General features: G+C 43.7%; 14 protein-coding genes. All 14 read right to left on the bottom strand.

Translation table 11 applies throughout. The features are described from left to right. Positions 1–72 precede the first annotated feature (72 nt). Positions 73–882: a DNA-3-methyladenine glycosylase family protein gene (locus ABE613_RS02425; protein WP_235234092.1), complete on the bottom strand. Its 810-nt coding sequence runs from the start codon at positions 880–882 to the stop codon at positions 73–75. A gap of 21 nt (positions 883–903) precedes the next feature. Further along, a complete protein-coding gene (locus ABE613_RS02420) occupies positions 904–1,608 on the bottom strand; it encodes an HAD family hydrolase (protein WP_347375557.1) in 705 nt (234 codons plus the stop codon). 110 nt (positions 1,609–1,718) lie between these two features. Beyond that, complete coding sequence (locus tag ABE613_RS02415) at positions 1,719–2,465, bottom strand: SDR family NAD(P)-dependent oxidoreductase (protein ID WP_331473153.1); 747 nt, start codon at positions 2,463–2,465, stop codon at positions 1,719–1,721. A gap of 494 nt (positions 2,466–2,959) precedes the next feature. Beyond that, a complete protein-coding gene (locus tag ABE613_RS02410) occupies positions 2,960–3,781 on the bottom strand; it encodes a purine-nucleoside phosphorylase (RefSeq protein WP_347375556.1) in 822 nt (273 codons plus the stop codon). Between the two features lie 10 nt (positions 3,782–3,791). After that, positions 3,792–4,982 (bottom strand): phosphopentomutase, encoded by a 1,191-nt coding sequence (locus ABE613_RS02405; RefSeq protein ID WP_347375555.1) that lies wholly within the window; start codon positions 4,980–4,982, stop codon positions 3,792–3,794. Positions 4,983–4,988: 6 nt separating this feature from the next. Next, complete coding sequence (gene add, locus ABE613_RS02400; protein ID WP_347375554.1) at positions 4,989–5,960, bottom strand: adenosine deaminase; 972 nt, start codon at positions 5,958–5,960, stop codon at positions 4,989–4,991. A gap of 45 nt (positions 5,961–6,005) precedes the next feature. Next, positions 6,006–6,425 carry a cytidine deaminase gene (locus tag ABE613_RS02395; protein ID WP_347375553.1) on the bottom strand — a complete coding sequence of 140 codons (420 nt, stop codon included), beginning with the start codon at positions 6,423–6,425 and terminating at the stop codon, positions 6,006–6,008. Between the two features lie 31 nt (positions 6,426–6,456). After that, complete coding sequence (gene deoC / locus ABE613_RS02390) at positions 6,457–7,122, bottom strand: deoxyribose-phosphate aldolase (protein WP_347375552.1); 666 nt, start codon at positions 7,120–7,122, stop codon at positions 6,457–6,459. 19 nt (positions 7,123–7,141) lie between these two features. Further along, positions 7,142–7,921, bottom strand: a complete 780-nt coding sequence (udp, locus tag ABE613_RS02385; RefSeq protein WP_347375551.1) for a uridine phosphorylase — start codon at positions 7,919–7,921, stop codon at positions 7,142–7,144. Then, positions 7,918–8,790 carry a 4Fe-4S binding protein gene (locus ABE613_RS02380; protein ID WP_347375550.1) on the bottom strand — a complete coding sequence of 291 codons (873 nt, stop codon included), beginning with the start codon at positions 8,788–8,790 and terminating at the stop codon, positions 7,918–7,920. Before ABE613_RS02380 ends, udp begins: the two co-directional genes overlap by 4 nt. A 4-nt stretch (positions 8,791–8,794) precedes the next feature. After that, a complete protein-coding gene (locus ABE613_RS02375; protein ID WP_420370579.1) occupies positions 8,795–8,911 on the bottom strand; it encodes a CD1871A family CXXC motif-containing protein in 117 nt (38 codons plus the stop codon). Positions 8,912–8,927: 16 nt separating this feature from the next. Next, on the bottom strand, positions 8,928–9,494 hold the full coding sequence (locus ABE613_RS02370; protein ID WP_347375549.1) for a TlpA family protein disulfide reductase: 567 nt from the start codon (positions 9,492–9,494) through the stop codon (positions 8,928–8,930). Positions 9,495–9,654: 160 nt separating this feature from the next. Further along, positions 9,655–11,022 (bottom strand): MFS transporter, encoded by a 1,368-nt coding sequence (locus ABE613_RS02365; protein ID WP_347375548.1) that lies wholly within the window; start codon positions 11,020–11,022, stop codon positions 9,655–9,657. A 15-nt stretch (positions 11,023–11,037) separates the two neighbouring features. Next, complete coding sequence (locus ABE613_RS02360) at positions 11,038–14,100, bottom strand: glycoside hydrolase family 2 TIM barrel-domain containing protein (protein WP_347375547.1); 3,063 nt, start codon at positions 14,098–14,100, stop codon at positions 11,038–11,040. Positions 14,101–14,283: the final 183 nt, after the last annotated feature.

Genomic DNA, 14,283 nt, shown 5'->3' with positions numbered 1-14,283 from the left:
ACTTGTTACTTATAATTGATTCTGAAGGACTTTGCCCAAGATGTCAAATGCAATAAAAGTATATGCTATCTCTTATCTTCCACACAATTCCCAATAGAAAATATACTGCTGCAATACTCCCTCATACCCTTTATATCTCCTTCTTGGAAATCCTCTTTTGTAATGCGCATCCAACGCCTGTCTGATATGTGTATCTATCGGAAATGCCTGAAGATGGTGCAGTCCGAACAGGCAGATACAATCTGCCACCTTTTCTCCTATTCCAAATAATTTCAGCAATTCTTCTTTTGCTTCCTTGTAAGGCATTTTCTCAATAGCCGCCAAGTCTACTTCTCCTGCCACGACACTTCTTGCCGTTCTTACGACATATTTGCTTCGATAACCCAGATTGCACTCCTTTAGTGCATCTTCCGTAAGCCCTGCCAACACCTCTGGTGTGGGAAATGTATAATATGCCTCCCCACGAAAGTTTACCCGCTGTTCACCATATTGTTCACAGATATTCTGAATACATCTGCGTATCCGCACGATATTATTTTGCTGGGAGATCAAAAAAGACACGATCATCTCCCACAGATCCTGCCTGAGGATCCGTATGCCCGAACCATATTCCGCCGCGTTGACCAGATATGTATCATTCGGATTAATCTTCTCTATATAGGACATGTAATCTATATCCAGATCAAAGTATCCTTTCCAGAATTCTTCAAGCTCCTCCTCATCACAAGAAAATACACAATCCATCCCATGTTGCTCCACCTCCAGATAACGCCCGGAAGCAATCACGCTGTAAGTGGTTTCACCAATCGGAGTCATACGGAAGCATTCACCCGAATCACAGATCTGTGCGATAGAAAAATTCTCAATTCTTTGCTTTACCATAGTTTTTTCCTCTCTCATCAACTATCGAATAGATAAACGTTGGATCACTGACAGCAACTCCCATCCATTTTCCAGTTCTACATCTGCCAGACTCACCGCATCCGGACACGGACGTTTCCTGTGATTCAGCCAGATACTGTTCCATCCGGCACGATTGGCACCCACGATATCATTCTCATAGGTATCGCCTATATACCAGACATCCTCACCCCTGGCGCCTAATCTGTCCTGTATATATTGAAATGCGCGGACATCCGGTTTGTGATATCCAATCTCCCCAGAAATAAACAATTTGTCCTCATCAAACCACTGCGTCACCTGCAACACTTCCAGCTTCCTTCCCTGCGACTTGCGGCTTCCGTTGGTCAGCACAGCCCTCGGAATCCCCTGCTCTCTACAGTAATCCAGAATCTCTTGCATAAAATCAAAAAGCACGATTTTCGTCTGGTGATAACGATACTCCCTTTCAAACGCTTCACTCTCTTCCCTGGTAATCCCGAACCCCTTTTCCTCACAAGTCATCTGCATCCTCCGGAAGAAAGCATCCTCCGGCAAGATCAAACCTCGCTTCTCCTTCTCCAATACAATATCCGAACAAATCCTCGACTGACAGAACAATTCTTCACAAGAAACATCCGTCTTTCCCACTAATATTTTTTCAAAAGCCATCTGAAATGGCCACATCAAGTCATACATCGTATCATCTACATCAAATACAACAAACATGATTATCTTTCCTTCCCTAGTTAATTTGGGACGGGGGTTTTTTCATTTTCCTCCGTCCCAAATTAAAATATCCGTGTCCCAGATTCGATTTGCCCTGTCCCCAATTAGACTTAGGTTCTCATAGCACCATCAACAGACAAGATCTCGCCAGTCACATAACTTGCCATATCGCTTGCCAGGAACAAGAATGCATTTGCAATATCTTCTGCTTCTCCTACGCGGCGAAGTGGAATTGCATTGATCAGTGGTTGGATCATCTGTTCGGGAAGTGCTGCGACCATATCGGTCTTTGTAATTCCAGGTGCTACCGCATTTACTCGGATATGGCTTGGTCCTAGTTCTCTTGCCAGCGACCAGGTAAGTCCATTTACTGCTGATTTGCTGGTCGGATATGCAATTCCGCTTGGCTGACCGGAGATGCTGACCATGGAACTGGTATTTAAGATAACTCCGCCGCCTTGCTCTTTCATGATCTTTACAGTCGGCATTACTCCGTTCATGATTGCATTGACATTCAGCTGCATGATCTTCGCAAATTTCTCAGATGTGTAATCGTCAATCTTTGTGCTGTCAGAGATACCTGCGTTATTGACCAGAATGTCGATTCTTCCGTACTTTTCTTTTACCAATTCAATCTCTTTTGCAACTTCATCGGCATCACTCAGATTCGGCCATGCTCCGGACACTTCCCATTCAGAATTCTCTTCCTTTAAAGAAGCAAGTGCCTTGTCTACAGTCTCCTGGCGTGAACCAAACAATACAACTTTCGCTCCATTTTCCAGGAATTTCTTTACAGTTGCGTACCCGATACCACGCGTTCCTCCGGTGATGACTGCCACTTTACCTTTTAACATCATAAGCTCTCCTTTCTGGTTATTGTTAATAGTTTCGCCTATGTACACTATACTATCCCATTGATAATATTTCCATAAGTTTGTTAAATAATTTTCAATCTTTTTTTGATAACTCCTGTTTTTGTCAACATTTCAAAATCTGTTTTTTATTCTTCTTAATATTCTCAGAAATATTATTGTTTCTTTTGTAAATTTTATATTTCGTTTTTGTATTTCTTATGTTTTATTTTGATTACTTTTGCAAGTTTTCCTTCAAAAAATATTATAGAAATGTCAAATACTTTCTGTCTAATTCTTAACATATTTAAATATTTCCTCGCTGACACCCTTTTGCCCAGAAATCGCTTTCGAAACCGTTACCATACTGACATTTAATTTTGGAGCAATATCAGATAATCTTACGGATCCCCCATATTTTAATTGGGGACAGGGATATTCTAATTGGGGACAGGGATATTTTAATTTGGGACGGAGGAAATTGAAAAAACCCCCGTCCCCTATATTGAACTCACGACCTCTGTGATTAGTTTTTTGAACTGCTTCGCTACCCGGTCTGCGGTCTCCTGAACTTCGGTGTGGTTCAGCTTCTTTTCTGACATTCCTGCTGCCAGATTGGTGATGCAGGAGATTCCGCACACTTCTACTCCCATGTGGCGTGCTGCCATGGCTTCACATGCCGTACTCATTCCCACGGCATCTCCGCCCCAGCTTCTGCACATGCGAATCTCTGCCGGCGTCTCATAATTCGGGCCAGTAAGCTGTACATAGACTCCTTCCCTAAGCAAAATCCCCATCTCCTGAGCTGTCTTTTTAATTACATCCCGCATACGCCTGCTGTACACTTCACTCATATCCGGGAATCTTGTTCCCAGTTCTTCCAGATTCGCTCCTATCAATGGGCTTGGTACAGCCGTTGTGATATGATCCGTAATCAGCATAAAGTCTCCCGGCTCATAGTCATAATTAATTCCGCCTGCTGCGTTCGTAAGAATCAGCTTCTTTGCCCCCAGCATTCCCATCAGACGTGTCGGAAGTACCACATCCGACATTGGATATCCTTCATAATAATGAACCCTTCCCTGCATGATCACTACCGGGACATCCTTCACATAGCCGAATACAAACCTTCCCTTATGCCCCGCCACGGTAGAAGTCGGGAAATGACTGATATCCGCATAATTAATGGTCTGTACTGCCTGAATCTCATCGGCATAGTCTCCCAGTCCTGAGCCCAGTATCAATGCTACTTCCGGTTGAAAATCCGTCTTTTCTCTTACACTTGCCACACAAGACTGTAATTTTTCATATACTTTGTTCATATTCTCCCCCTTATCTCAATTGCTCCAGGATAGAACTTCCGATGGTTCCCTGCGGCATCTCGACTCCAAAATTCTCCGCAACAGATGCACCGATCACTGCAAATGTATCCTGATTCTCCAATCTTCCTCCACTTTTCATCTTCTTCGAATAAGCCAGAAACGGTACATATTCTCTTGTATGATCTGTGCCCGTATAGGTCGGATCATTTCCATGATCTGCCGTCAGAATCAGAAGATCGTCTTCCCGTAAGCCTTCTAAAAGTACACCAAGATTCTGATCGAACTTCTCGATCTCTCTTCCATATCCTTCCACATCTCTTCGATGACCCCATAACGCGTCAAAATCCACGAGATTGACAAAACATAATCCATGAAAATCTTTCTTACAGATCTCGATAGTCTGTTCCATCCCATGGACCGAACTATTGGAATGATATGTCTTCGTAATTCCCTCTCCACAGAAGATGTCGTTGATCTTTCCGACTCCGATGACATCATATCCTGCATCCTTCAGTGCATTCAATGCCGTTGGTCCGGTCGGTTTCAGAGCATAATCATGGCGGTTACTGGTCCGTCGGAATTCACCTTTTTTCTTGCCGACATAAGGCCTTGCAATGACCCGTCCAACCTTCCACTCATCCTTCATGGTAAGCTTTCTTGCAATCTCACAGCAACGATATAAGTTGGCCAGATCGAAGGTCTCTTCATTTCCACAGATCTGCATCACCGAATCCGCAGAAGTATAGACGATCATTGCACCCGTATTGATCTCCTCTTCTCCCAGCTCTTCGATGATCTGCGTACCACTGGCACTTTTATTTCCTATGACTCGCTTTTTGCACTGCTTTTCCAACTCCGCAATCAGTTCCGGTGGAAATCCGGTCTCTGTAAATGTCTGAAATGGCTTCTCGGTCCGGATTCCCATCATCTCCCAGTGGCCGGTCATGGTATCTTTTCCCTTACTTGCTTCCGTCAGACGCATATACCTTCCGACAGGTCTGTCTATCCCTTTCATCTGCCCTGCCGGGTGAAGATTCAACATACCCAGACGCTCTAGACTGGGGATATGAAGCGTACCCATTTTTTCCAATATATGGCCAAAGGTATCCACGCCTTCATCGCCGAATTCTGGTGAATCCGGCATTGCCCCGATTCCAAGCGAATCCAGAACAACCACAAAGATTCTCTGATATTCCTTCATCTTCTCTCACCTCATTAACATTTTCAATCGATTCTTCACATCTTCCTTAACAAAAGCGCATTCTGCCGCATTTCTCATAAGCAGAAGGATCTCATCATCACAGATCCCATATGTTTTCTGAATAAATTCCAGTTCTTTTGTCATAGATGTATTGCTTACGGTCCGATTGTCCGTATTGATCGTAACGCAGATACCAGAATCCAGGAATTCCCGGAGCGGATACTCCGACGGTCCATTCACGGCTTTCGTCTGAAGGTTACTGATCGGGCACATCTCAACCCCAACGCCGGCTTCTCTTACCAGCTTCTGTACATCCGGCTTACCCCGCATCGCAATTCCGTGTCCGATTCTTCCGGCACCGACGCTTACTGCGTCCACAATATTCTGTGGATCTCCACATTCCCCGGCATGTATGGTAAAGGGCATTCCAAGTTCCTTTGTCTTCTGGAATAATTCCATGAATTCTGCCATAGGATACTGGGCCTCCGCCCCTGCCAGGTCTGCCGCACACACGCCCGTTCCTAAAAACTGACGAGCGGTCTTAAGCATCTGATAATTCTGCTCGGCACTGTGATGACGCATAGCACAGGTTATTACATTATATTCTATATTGAATTCTTTCTTTCCTCTTTCCAGTCCCCGAAGAAGTGCCGCTATGACACGCTCTGTATTCATGGACTCTGTCACGGACAGAAGTGGGGCAAAGCGAATCTCCGCATAGCAGACATGTTCCTGACTCATGGTATGAAGCACGTCATATCCTGCTCCTTCCAGTCCCACTTCATCCTTTAAGCAGACTACCGGAAGATCGAACTTTTCCAGATATTCTGCGAGACTTCTGCACTCCTGTGTTACACTGAACTCCTCATCCAACACCGTCCGTCCAAGCCGGGCCTCCAGAAATCTTCTGCTAAGCGACCCATCCAGGTGGCAATGTAATTCTATCTTTGGCAACTTTTTTAATTCTTCCCTTGTCATATCACAGCCCTCCTATATTCCTTGACTGTCGACATATCCCATGGATCATGCCAGATTATCTGGTCCAAATCCCATCGGTATCATCTCTTTTAAGGTGAATATCTTATAATCCTCCTTGCTGACTGCCAGAATAATCTGGAAAGTCTCCGGGTCACAGAATTCCATCATGACCTGACGGCATACCCCGCAGGGTGCTGTATATTCAGTCAGCACACCATCCTTTCCGCCCACAATACAGATAGCGGTAAATCTTCTCTTCCCTTCACTGACCGCCTTGAAAAATGCGGTTCTCTCTGCACAGTTGGTCGGAGTATATGCTGCATTTTCAATATTGCATCCACCATAGAATGTTCCGTCTTCTGCTAAAAGCGCTGCCCCAACCCGAAATTCAGAATAGGGAGCATAAGAATAATCCAGCTGTGCCATTGCCCGTTCGATCATCTCTTCTATCAGTTTCTTATCCATCTGCGAACACCTCCGTATTCTTATCGATACCTTAGTAACCAGACGCCTCTTCCTTCTTCAGAAGCTTAATGATCCGGCTGGTTCCAAGTCGATCCGCCCCAAGTTCCAGGAATCTTCTGGCATCCTCCATAGAAGTGATTCCACCGGCTGCCTTTATCTTCACCTGAGGTCCTACATGTCTTGCAAATAGTTCGACATCCTCAAAGGTCGCACCGCCGCTGGAGAATCCGGTGGACGTCTTGATATAGTCAGCCCCTGCTTCTGTCACGATCTCACACATTTTTATCTTTTCTTCTTCCTCTAAAAGGCAGGTCTCTATAATTACTTTCAATATCTTATCGCCGCATACCGCTTTCAGAATCCGAATCTCTTCCGTAATCAGATCATACTTTTTGTCCTTCAGCCATCCCACGTTGATGACCATGTCAATCTCAGAAGCGCCATTTGCAATGGCATCTCTCGTCTCGAATTCCTTTACCTTTGTAGTCATATATCCATTCGGAAAACCGATTACCGTGCAGACCGACACGCTTCCCTGAACATATTCACTTGCCTGCTTTACATAACTTGGCGGAATACATACGGATGCCGTCTGATATTGCATGGCATCGTCACAGATCTGTCTGATTTCCTCCCAAGTTGCTGTCTGTAATAGAAGCGTGTGGTCTACGTGTTCCAATATCTCTTCTTCACTCATCTTTCTTATCTACCTCTTGTTACTTTTTCTCATCTTCGCGAATCAGCCTGCGGATTGCTTCAACCGCCACCTGAATCGCCATATCTGTATCATGTACGACCGGATTCTCCAGTCCCAGTTTCTCTCGTTCCTGATTGGCCATAACGAGGAAGCAGGAACCTACCCTCACATGCAGATAGCTTGCCACAACGAATAAGGCTGCTGACTCCATCTCAGACGCCAGACATCCCAGTCTCTTCCAGGCCTCCCACTTATTCATCAGCTCGTAGCTTACCGGTTTGATCTCCGGCTCATGCTGTCCATAAAATGCATCTTTACACTGAACAACCCCTGTATGGAACGGATATCCTTTTTCCCGCGCTGCCAATGCCAGTGCATTGGTCACTGCAAGATCCGGCACTGCCGGGAACTCAATCGGAGCATATTCCTTGCTCGTCCCCTCCATGCGAATTGCTCCTGTCGCAATCACAATATCTCCACTTTTGACTTCCGGCTGCATGCCGCCGCAGGTTCCGATCCGGACAAATGTATCTGCTCCGCATCGATACAGTTCTTCCATTGCAATAGATGCCGATGGTCCTCCAATGCCTGTCGACGTCACACTGACCTTCACTCCATCCAGAGTTCCGGTGTAAGTTACATATTCTCTATTATCTGCAACAAACACCGGATGATCCAGATATTGCGCAATTTTTTCACATCTCTTAGGATCTCCTGGCATAATCACGTAGCGGCCTACTTCTCCTACTGCCACCTGAATATGGTATTGCCTGCTTACATCTTCTGAATAATTCTTCATATTGTCTCGCCCTCTTTCTTATGATCACACTTCATTTTACTTCGACAGCGCAGAATCAACGCCTGTTCCGGACAACATGCGACGCATCTCCCACATCGGATACATTCTGCAGAATCAGGATTCTCTACAGGATGAACATCCATGGGGCACACTGCATGACATTGTCCACAGGAAACACAACGTGTCTGATCGATCTCCATATGATAAATACTGATCTTATTCAATATACCATAGACAGCGCCCAAAGGGCACATTACCTTACAAAAAAACCTACATACAATCACGCATCCCACCAGTGTTATGACCAGGATTCCTGCCTTAACTGAGAATAACGCGCCAATCGTCTCCCGAAGTTCTGGATGCATACTAAGAAGGGGAATTCCTCCTTCTAATGTCCCAACCGGACATATGTATTCACAAAAAGCAGGTGCCCCCATCCCCAGCATATTGGTGCTGACAACCGGAAGAAGCAGCACAAATACTGCCAAAAGAATATATTTTACATATGTAAAACCCTTCCACAGCTTCTTCTTTGGTGAGGGAATCTTATAGAGCAATTCCTGAATCAATCCAAAGGGACATAAGAATCCACAGATCGCTCTTCCACATATAATTCCCAGCGCCAGGATGAATCCAACTACATAAAAGCTGACATTAAAATTCACAGAACCACTCACTGCCTGCATAGCTCCGATCGGACAGGACAACGCTGCCGCCGGACAAGAATAACAATTCATTCCCGGATTGCAGAATTGCTTCCATTTCCCCTTATATATCTGCCCGCCGACGATATTACCAAGATACGGATTGGAATATCCAAACGCTGCAATCTGGATGATCTTCCTCTTTATTTCCTGCTGAATCTTCATATAACTACCCCAATCCAATACATTCCAGACAGATATTGACTGCCTTATTCCATACAACAGAAACCTCGCCTCGGCAGATGCCATACACCATGATTCCAATTGCGATAACCATAAGAATCATCTGGAGCTTCCATCTCTTATTCTGACTCATTCATATATTCCTCTACATACTTCTTATATCCACTTACATTCGCCCCTATGATGGAATTACCCACAAGATTCCCTTCCCGGTCTACAAAATACGTTGTAGGAACTCCGATCATCTCGCTGATCATCTCATCAAACTCTCCTGCTGCCACCAGATTCTGATAGGTCACTCCTGTCGCGTCTACAATCTGCTGCGCAGAAGAATATTCCTCTGAATCCTCGGATTCCACGTCCACAACAATTCCTATGATCTGTACGTTCTCCGGCATCGATTCTGACCATTCCTCCAGATCCGGCAATTCATTGATACATGGGCTACAGTATGTTGCCCAGAAGTTTACCACCGTCAGATCCGCCTGAGCGAAGATATCACTGGTGACCTCATTTCCCTCAAGATCCACCGTAGAAAACTCGGGCATCACATTCAGTGATTCCTCTTTGGAAGATGAAGCTACTTTCTCTTCTGAGTCTGTCTCCTTCTCTTCTGAACTCGAGCTGCAGGCACACATGCTAAAGCACAGTGCCAGGATCATAAGTACTGACATATATCTTTTCATTATACATTCCTCCACTTCTTACCTATAGCATGCCACTCCTTGTCCGTTTATACAATTGATTTTTTCAATTTTTGTCCGTTTTTCCAACATTTTATGAGAATGATAATATGGCAGCCGTCAGTTCATCACTACTGACAGCTGCCTTTGTATTTCTCAATCTTTATTCTATTCTCTGGCGAAGTTCTTCATTCGCTTTCTCGACATTTAATCTTGTCAGAATCAATGTAATCAAAAGATTGATTATCATTGGAATCCACAGATACATAATATGCAGCATATTCATGCAGGAAGCGGATTGTTCTGCAGCACCTCCTACATAACCGCTGGTCGCAAGCAGCCATCCTGCCAGTGCTGTTCCAATACCTCCACCAATCTTTGTTCCAAGAGAAGTGCAGGAATACATGGTTCCATCCACTCTTTTTCCGGTTGTCAGATATGTATACTCCGAACATGTTGCAATCAACGCATTCATATCACCCTGAAGCGGACTCATACCGATTGCCGCTATTGCAGTACATGCAAGCATCAGCGGAACACTTCCCATATAACCTGCGATCAACACCCCGAGTCGTCCTACCGTTCCCAGTGTATATCCATAAAAGTTCAGTCGATACATCCCCTGAAACTTCGCGACTAATGCAGGGGTAAATAACAGTCCAAGAATCATCGGTATATTGATCGCCCAGGAAAATACACCCAGAAGATTGGCATTTTTCAGGACATAAGTCATATAATAAATGCCCATATTCAATGTTGCAGAATACACCTGCATTAATATGTAAGAGCCACAGATCATCAAGTAATACTTGTTATGCACCAGTAATTTAAAAGCATCAATGAGGCTATATTTTTCCTCCTGTACATCCTCATTCTTAGTTTCTCCTTCTGCAAGTTCTTCCGGAGTCAGCTCTTTTACAGACATTACAGATATCGTATTCGAAACAACACCTACGATTGCATAGATGATGGCAACTGTTCTCCATGCGCTTGCACCGCCTCCAAAGAATGCAACACAGCCAACGGTAATGGTCTGAATCAGCATGCTCGTTCCAAACGCGAACATAAAGCGAATCGATCCCATCTGGACACGTTCATGATTATTCTTCGTAATCAATGCTGTCAGGGCAGAATATGCAATATTATTGGCAGTGTAGAAGCCTGCATTCAATAATGTATATGCGATAAAGAACCATGCATACTGTGCAAATGCACTGATATCTGCCGGGATTACAAAGATCGCCACCAGACAGATTGCACATCCAAAATAACCATAGAACATCCAGGGTCTGGCTTTTCCCATCTTACTATGCGTCTTATCAATCATGGAACCAAAGAATATATCACTGACGCCATCAAATAATTTGGAAACTGCAATTAAAGTACCTACAATACCGGCGTTCATGCCGACCGTATCCGTCAAAAAGATCATTACAAATGCTGATAACAAAGCATATACTACGTTACCGGCAATATCTCCGGAACCATAACCTATCTTATTATACCATTTTAAATATGTTTTCTCTTCCATCTCTCATTTCCCCATTTAATTTTCTTGTTTATCTAACAACATTAATTTTAATGTAAACGTAAATGTTTCTTCATCCAGCCTGTACTTCTTCTGCGGCCTTGGTCCACAGCTGTTAGAACCAATCCCATTCTGCCTGTAATCCAGATTCAGCACCGTACTTCCGCAAGGCTCCAATTCATAATTGTGACTCTTCATTGTCAGTTCTTCCTGCGTATACATGGATGCATTGAACGAAAATGTACCGTCACTATATGCACGAAGTTCTCTCTCTTCTCCACTGACCACAACATAATCACAGTCATAATGGCTTCCATTTTCCTGTGGCTTCAGATAATCTTCATGAAGAGCTTCAACCGTTGCTGAATATCTGCCATGGCTTGATGCTCTACATTTATCAATATAACTTTCTTCCGGCCCCATTCCATAATAGGACACCTGATTCATCTGTTCCGGCAGAAATATTCGAAGCCCGAATCTCGGTAATTCTGGGAAATCCATATCTCTTATCACATCCATATTGACGGAGATCTGTCCAGAATTCGTAATTGTCCAGACGGTCTCCATATTCATCATCTTCTGAACAGAGACTGCCGACAGTGACATCGTACTGTGGATCTCCAGGGCCTTTTCTGTCAGCGTGTAATTCGTCACATAGGCTCTCGACACCGCCTTGTCATACATCGCCTTATACCATTCGGTCTTGATGTACATATCATTATCTGTCGGTGCTCTCCATACATTCAATTCCATCGGTCTGTCCAGGTAATCCTTCCCATTCACGCTTAACTGGTCAAATGTTCCGTATAGCTTATTGTATACATATACAAATGTACTTCCTTCCACGATAAGTTGCTTCGACGTTTCTGAAACCTGAATTCCGGGAAGTTCCCTGCTCTTCTTTTCCGTTTCTTCCTGCCATGACAGACTTTTTTGATTTCGTGTATCTTCATTGTCCAGCTTTATCTCATCTTGCCCCAACAGATATCCCTGTTCCCGAAAAGCATCCGCTTCTTTCAGATGATAGTAAACCTTTAGATAGACTCTGCCCTTTTCAGGAGCTTTCACAGGCATACAGATCTCTTCTTCCTTGCGAGCGGGAATAGAAGGAAGGTCTTCTGCAAGAATTCTTCCAGAAAAAATTACATCTCCATCTACATTTAATTCATAAGTAATGTATAGATAATCTCTCAGATCAACATAGTTCATCTCATTTTTCAATACCAATATCCCTGTATTCAAATCATAAGAGACGACCCGTGCCGGCCTGTGGACATTCTTATATTCCAGAAGTCCCATATGTGGCGTCCTGTCCGGATAGACAAGACCATCCATACAGAAATTCCCATCGTGTAATTCTTCCCCGTGATCACCGCCATAATAATAGATTTCTTTTCCGTCTTCTGATTCTCCCTTATAGACAGCGTGATCACACCATTCCCAGACAAATCCTCCACAGATGCAATCATATGTTTCAATGAGTTCAAAATAATCTTCGTAGTCCCCGGCACCATTTCCCATGGAATGGCAATATTCACACATAATATATGGTTTATCCGGTTTTGATTCTACATAATCAAGGACTTCTTCAAATCCAGGGTACATACGGCTATAGAGGTCAATATTAGAGTAATCATACTTTCTTCTGCGTCCTTTATAGTAAGCACTTTCATAGTGCGTCAGTCTTCCCGGATCATACTGTTTGGTCCATGCAAGCGCTTTCTCAAAAGTACATCCATAGCCACATTCATTTCCCATAGACCAGATGACGACACAAGGCCGATTCTTATCTCTTTCTACCAGCTTCTTCGTCCGATCCAGTGTTGCCTCATCAAATTCCGGATTGTCAGAGATCAATTCATTCCATCTGCTTGCCCTCTCTTCGTCTGTGTCATTGGAATAGCAGAGCATCCATGGTCCATGGCTTTCATTGTCAGCCTCATCAATTACAAAGAATCCATATTTATCGCACATCTGATAGAACATCGGCTGATTCGGGTAATGGCTGGTACGAATGGCATTAAAATTATGTTTTTTCATCAGCTCCATATCCTGTTTCATCTGATCGACACTGATTACGAAGCCTGTTTTCGGATCCGAATCATGTCTGTTGACTCCGCGGAATTTGACTGGAGCGCCATTAATATAGACTACACTGTCTTTTACAGCTATTTCTCGAATCCCCACATATTCTGTGATCACTTCATGCTCTGTCTCAAGAAACAGCGTATACAGATATGGCTGTTCACTGTTCCACAGATGCGGCTGATCAATTACAAATTCTGTATCTCCCTGATATACGAACTCTGCCATCTTCTTATCTTCAGCATCATATAGAGATGCCTTCACTGGAACGGTCTGATCAAGATACTTTGTGCGAATACTTACAAATGCTTTCTCTTCTTCGATCCGGGTATTGATGAAGTAGTCATAGATGCACTGTACGGGCCGTTTCATCACATACACATCTCTGAAAATCCCGCTCATTCGAAACTTATCCTGATCTTCGAGATAACTTCCGTCACACCACTTTAACACCAGAACTGCCAGCGTATTCTCTCCTTCTTCAATATAAGGCGTTACATCAAATTCACTAAGCGCATGAGATACCTGGCTATAACCTACATATGTACCATTCAGCCACACATAGAAGCAAGAATCTACACCTTCGAATTCCAGAAATGCTTTCGGTGCCCCGGCATCTCTCTGGTAAGAAAACTTACAGACATATGCTCCACATGGATTATCCTGTGGCACATAGGGTGGATCCACCGGAAACGGATACCTGAAATTAGTATACTGATGACTGTCATATCCATAATTCTGCCACATCCCGGGAACCGGAACAGTATCAAAGTCTTTTGTCTGAAAATCCCGTTCATAAAATGACTCTTTCAGATCGTAAATACTGTCATAATACCGAAATTTCCAACTTCCATTCAACATCTGTATACGATCTGAAGATTCTCGATGTTCAATCAGATCATCCATTCGTGTTGATGACGGCACATAATAAGAACGATCGGGCATTACATTTTCATGCAGCATGTGAAGGTCCTCATAATAATGAGGTACAATCATAATCTTTTCCTCCTTTATACACTTTTTTTAACTTTTATCATTGTACATATAACACTTTGAGTACCCTTGTGTTTGCTTATATAATAAGCCTGTTTCTTATATTTTTACATAAACCGAAATAGACAAAACATGCACAAAATGATACACTTTATATAATGAATCTTCACTCTGAAAGGTGGTATC

The organism is Dorea chungnamensis (assembly GCF_039832125.1).
GTDB lineage: Bacteria > Bacillota > Clostridia > Lachnospirales > Lachnospiraceae > JAFBIX01.
Note: the sequence above shows the minus strand (reverse complement) of the source record. Positions and strands in the feature narration are given on the sequence as shown.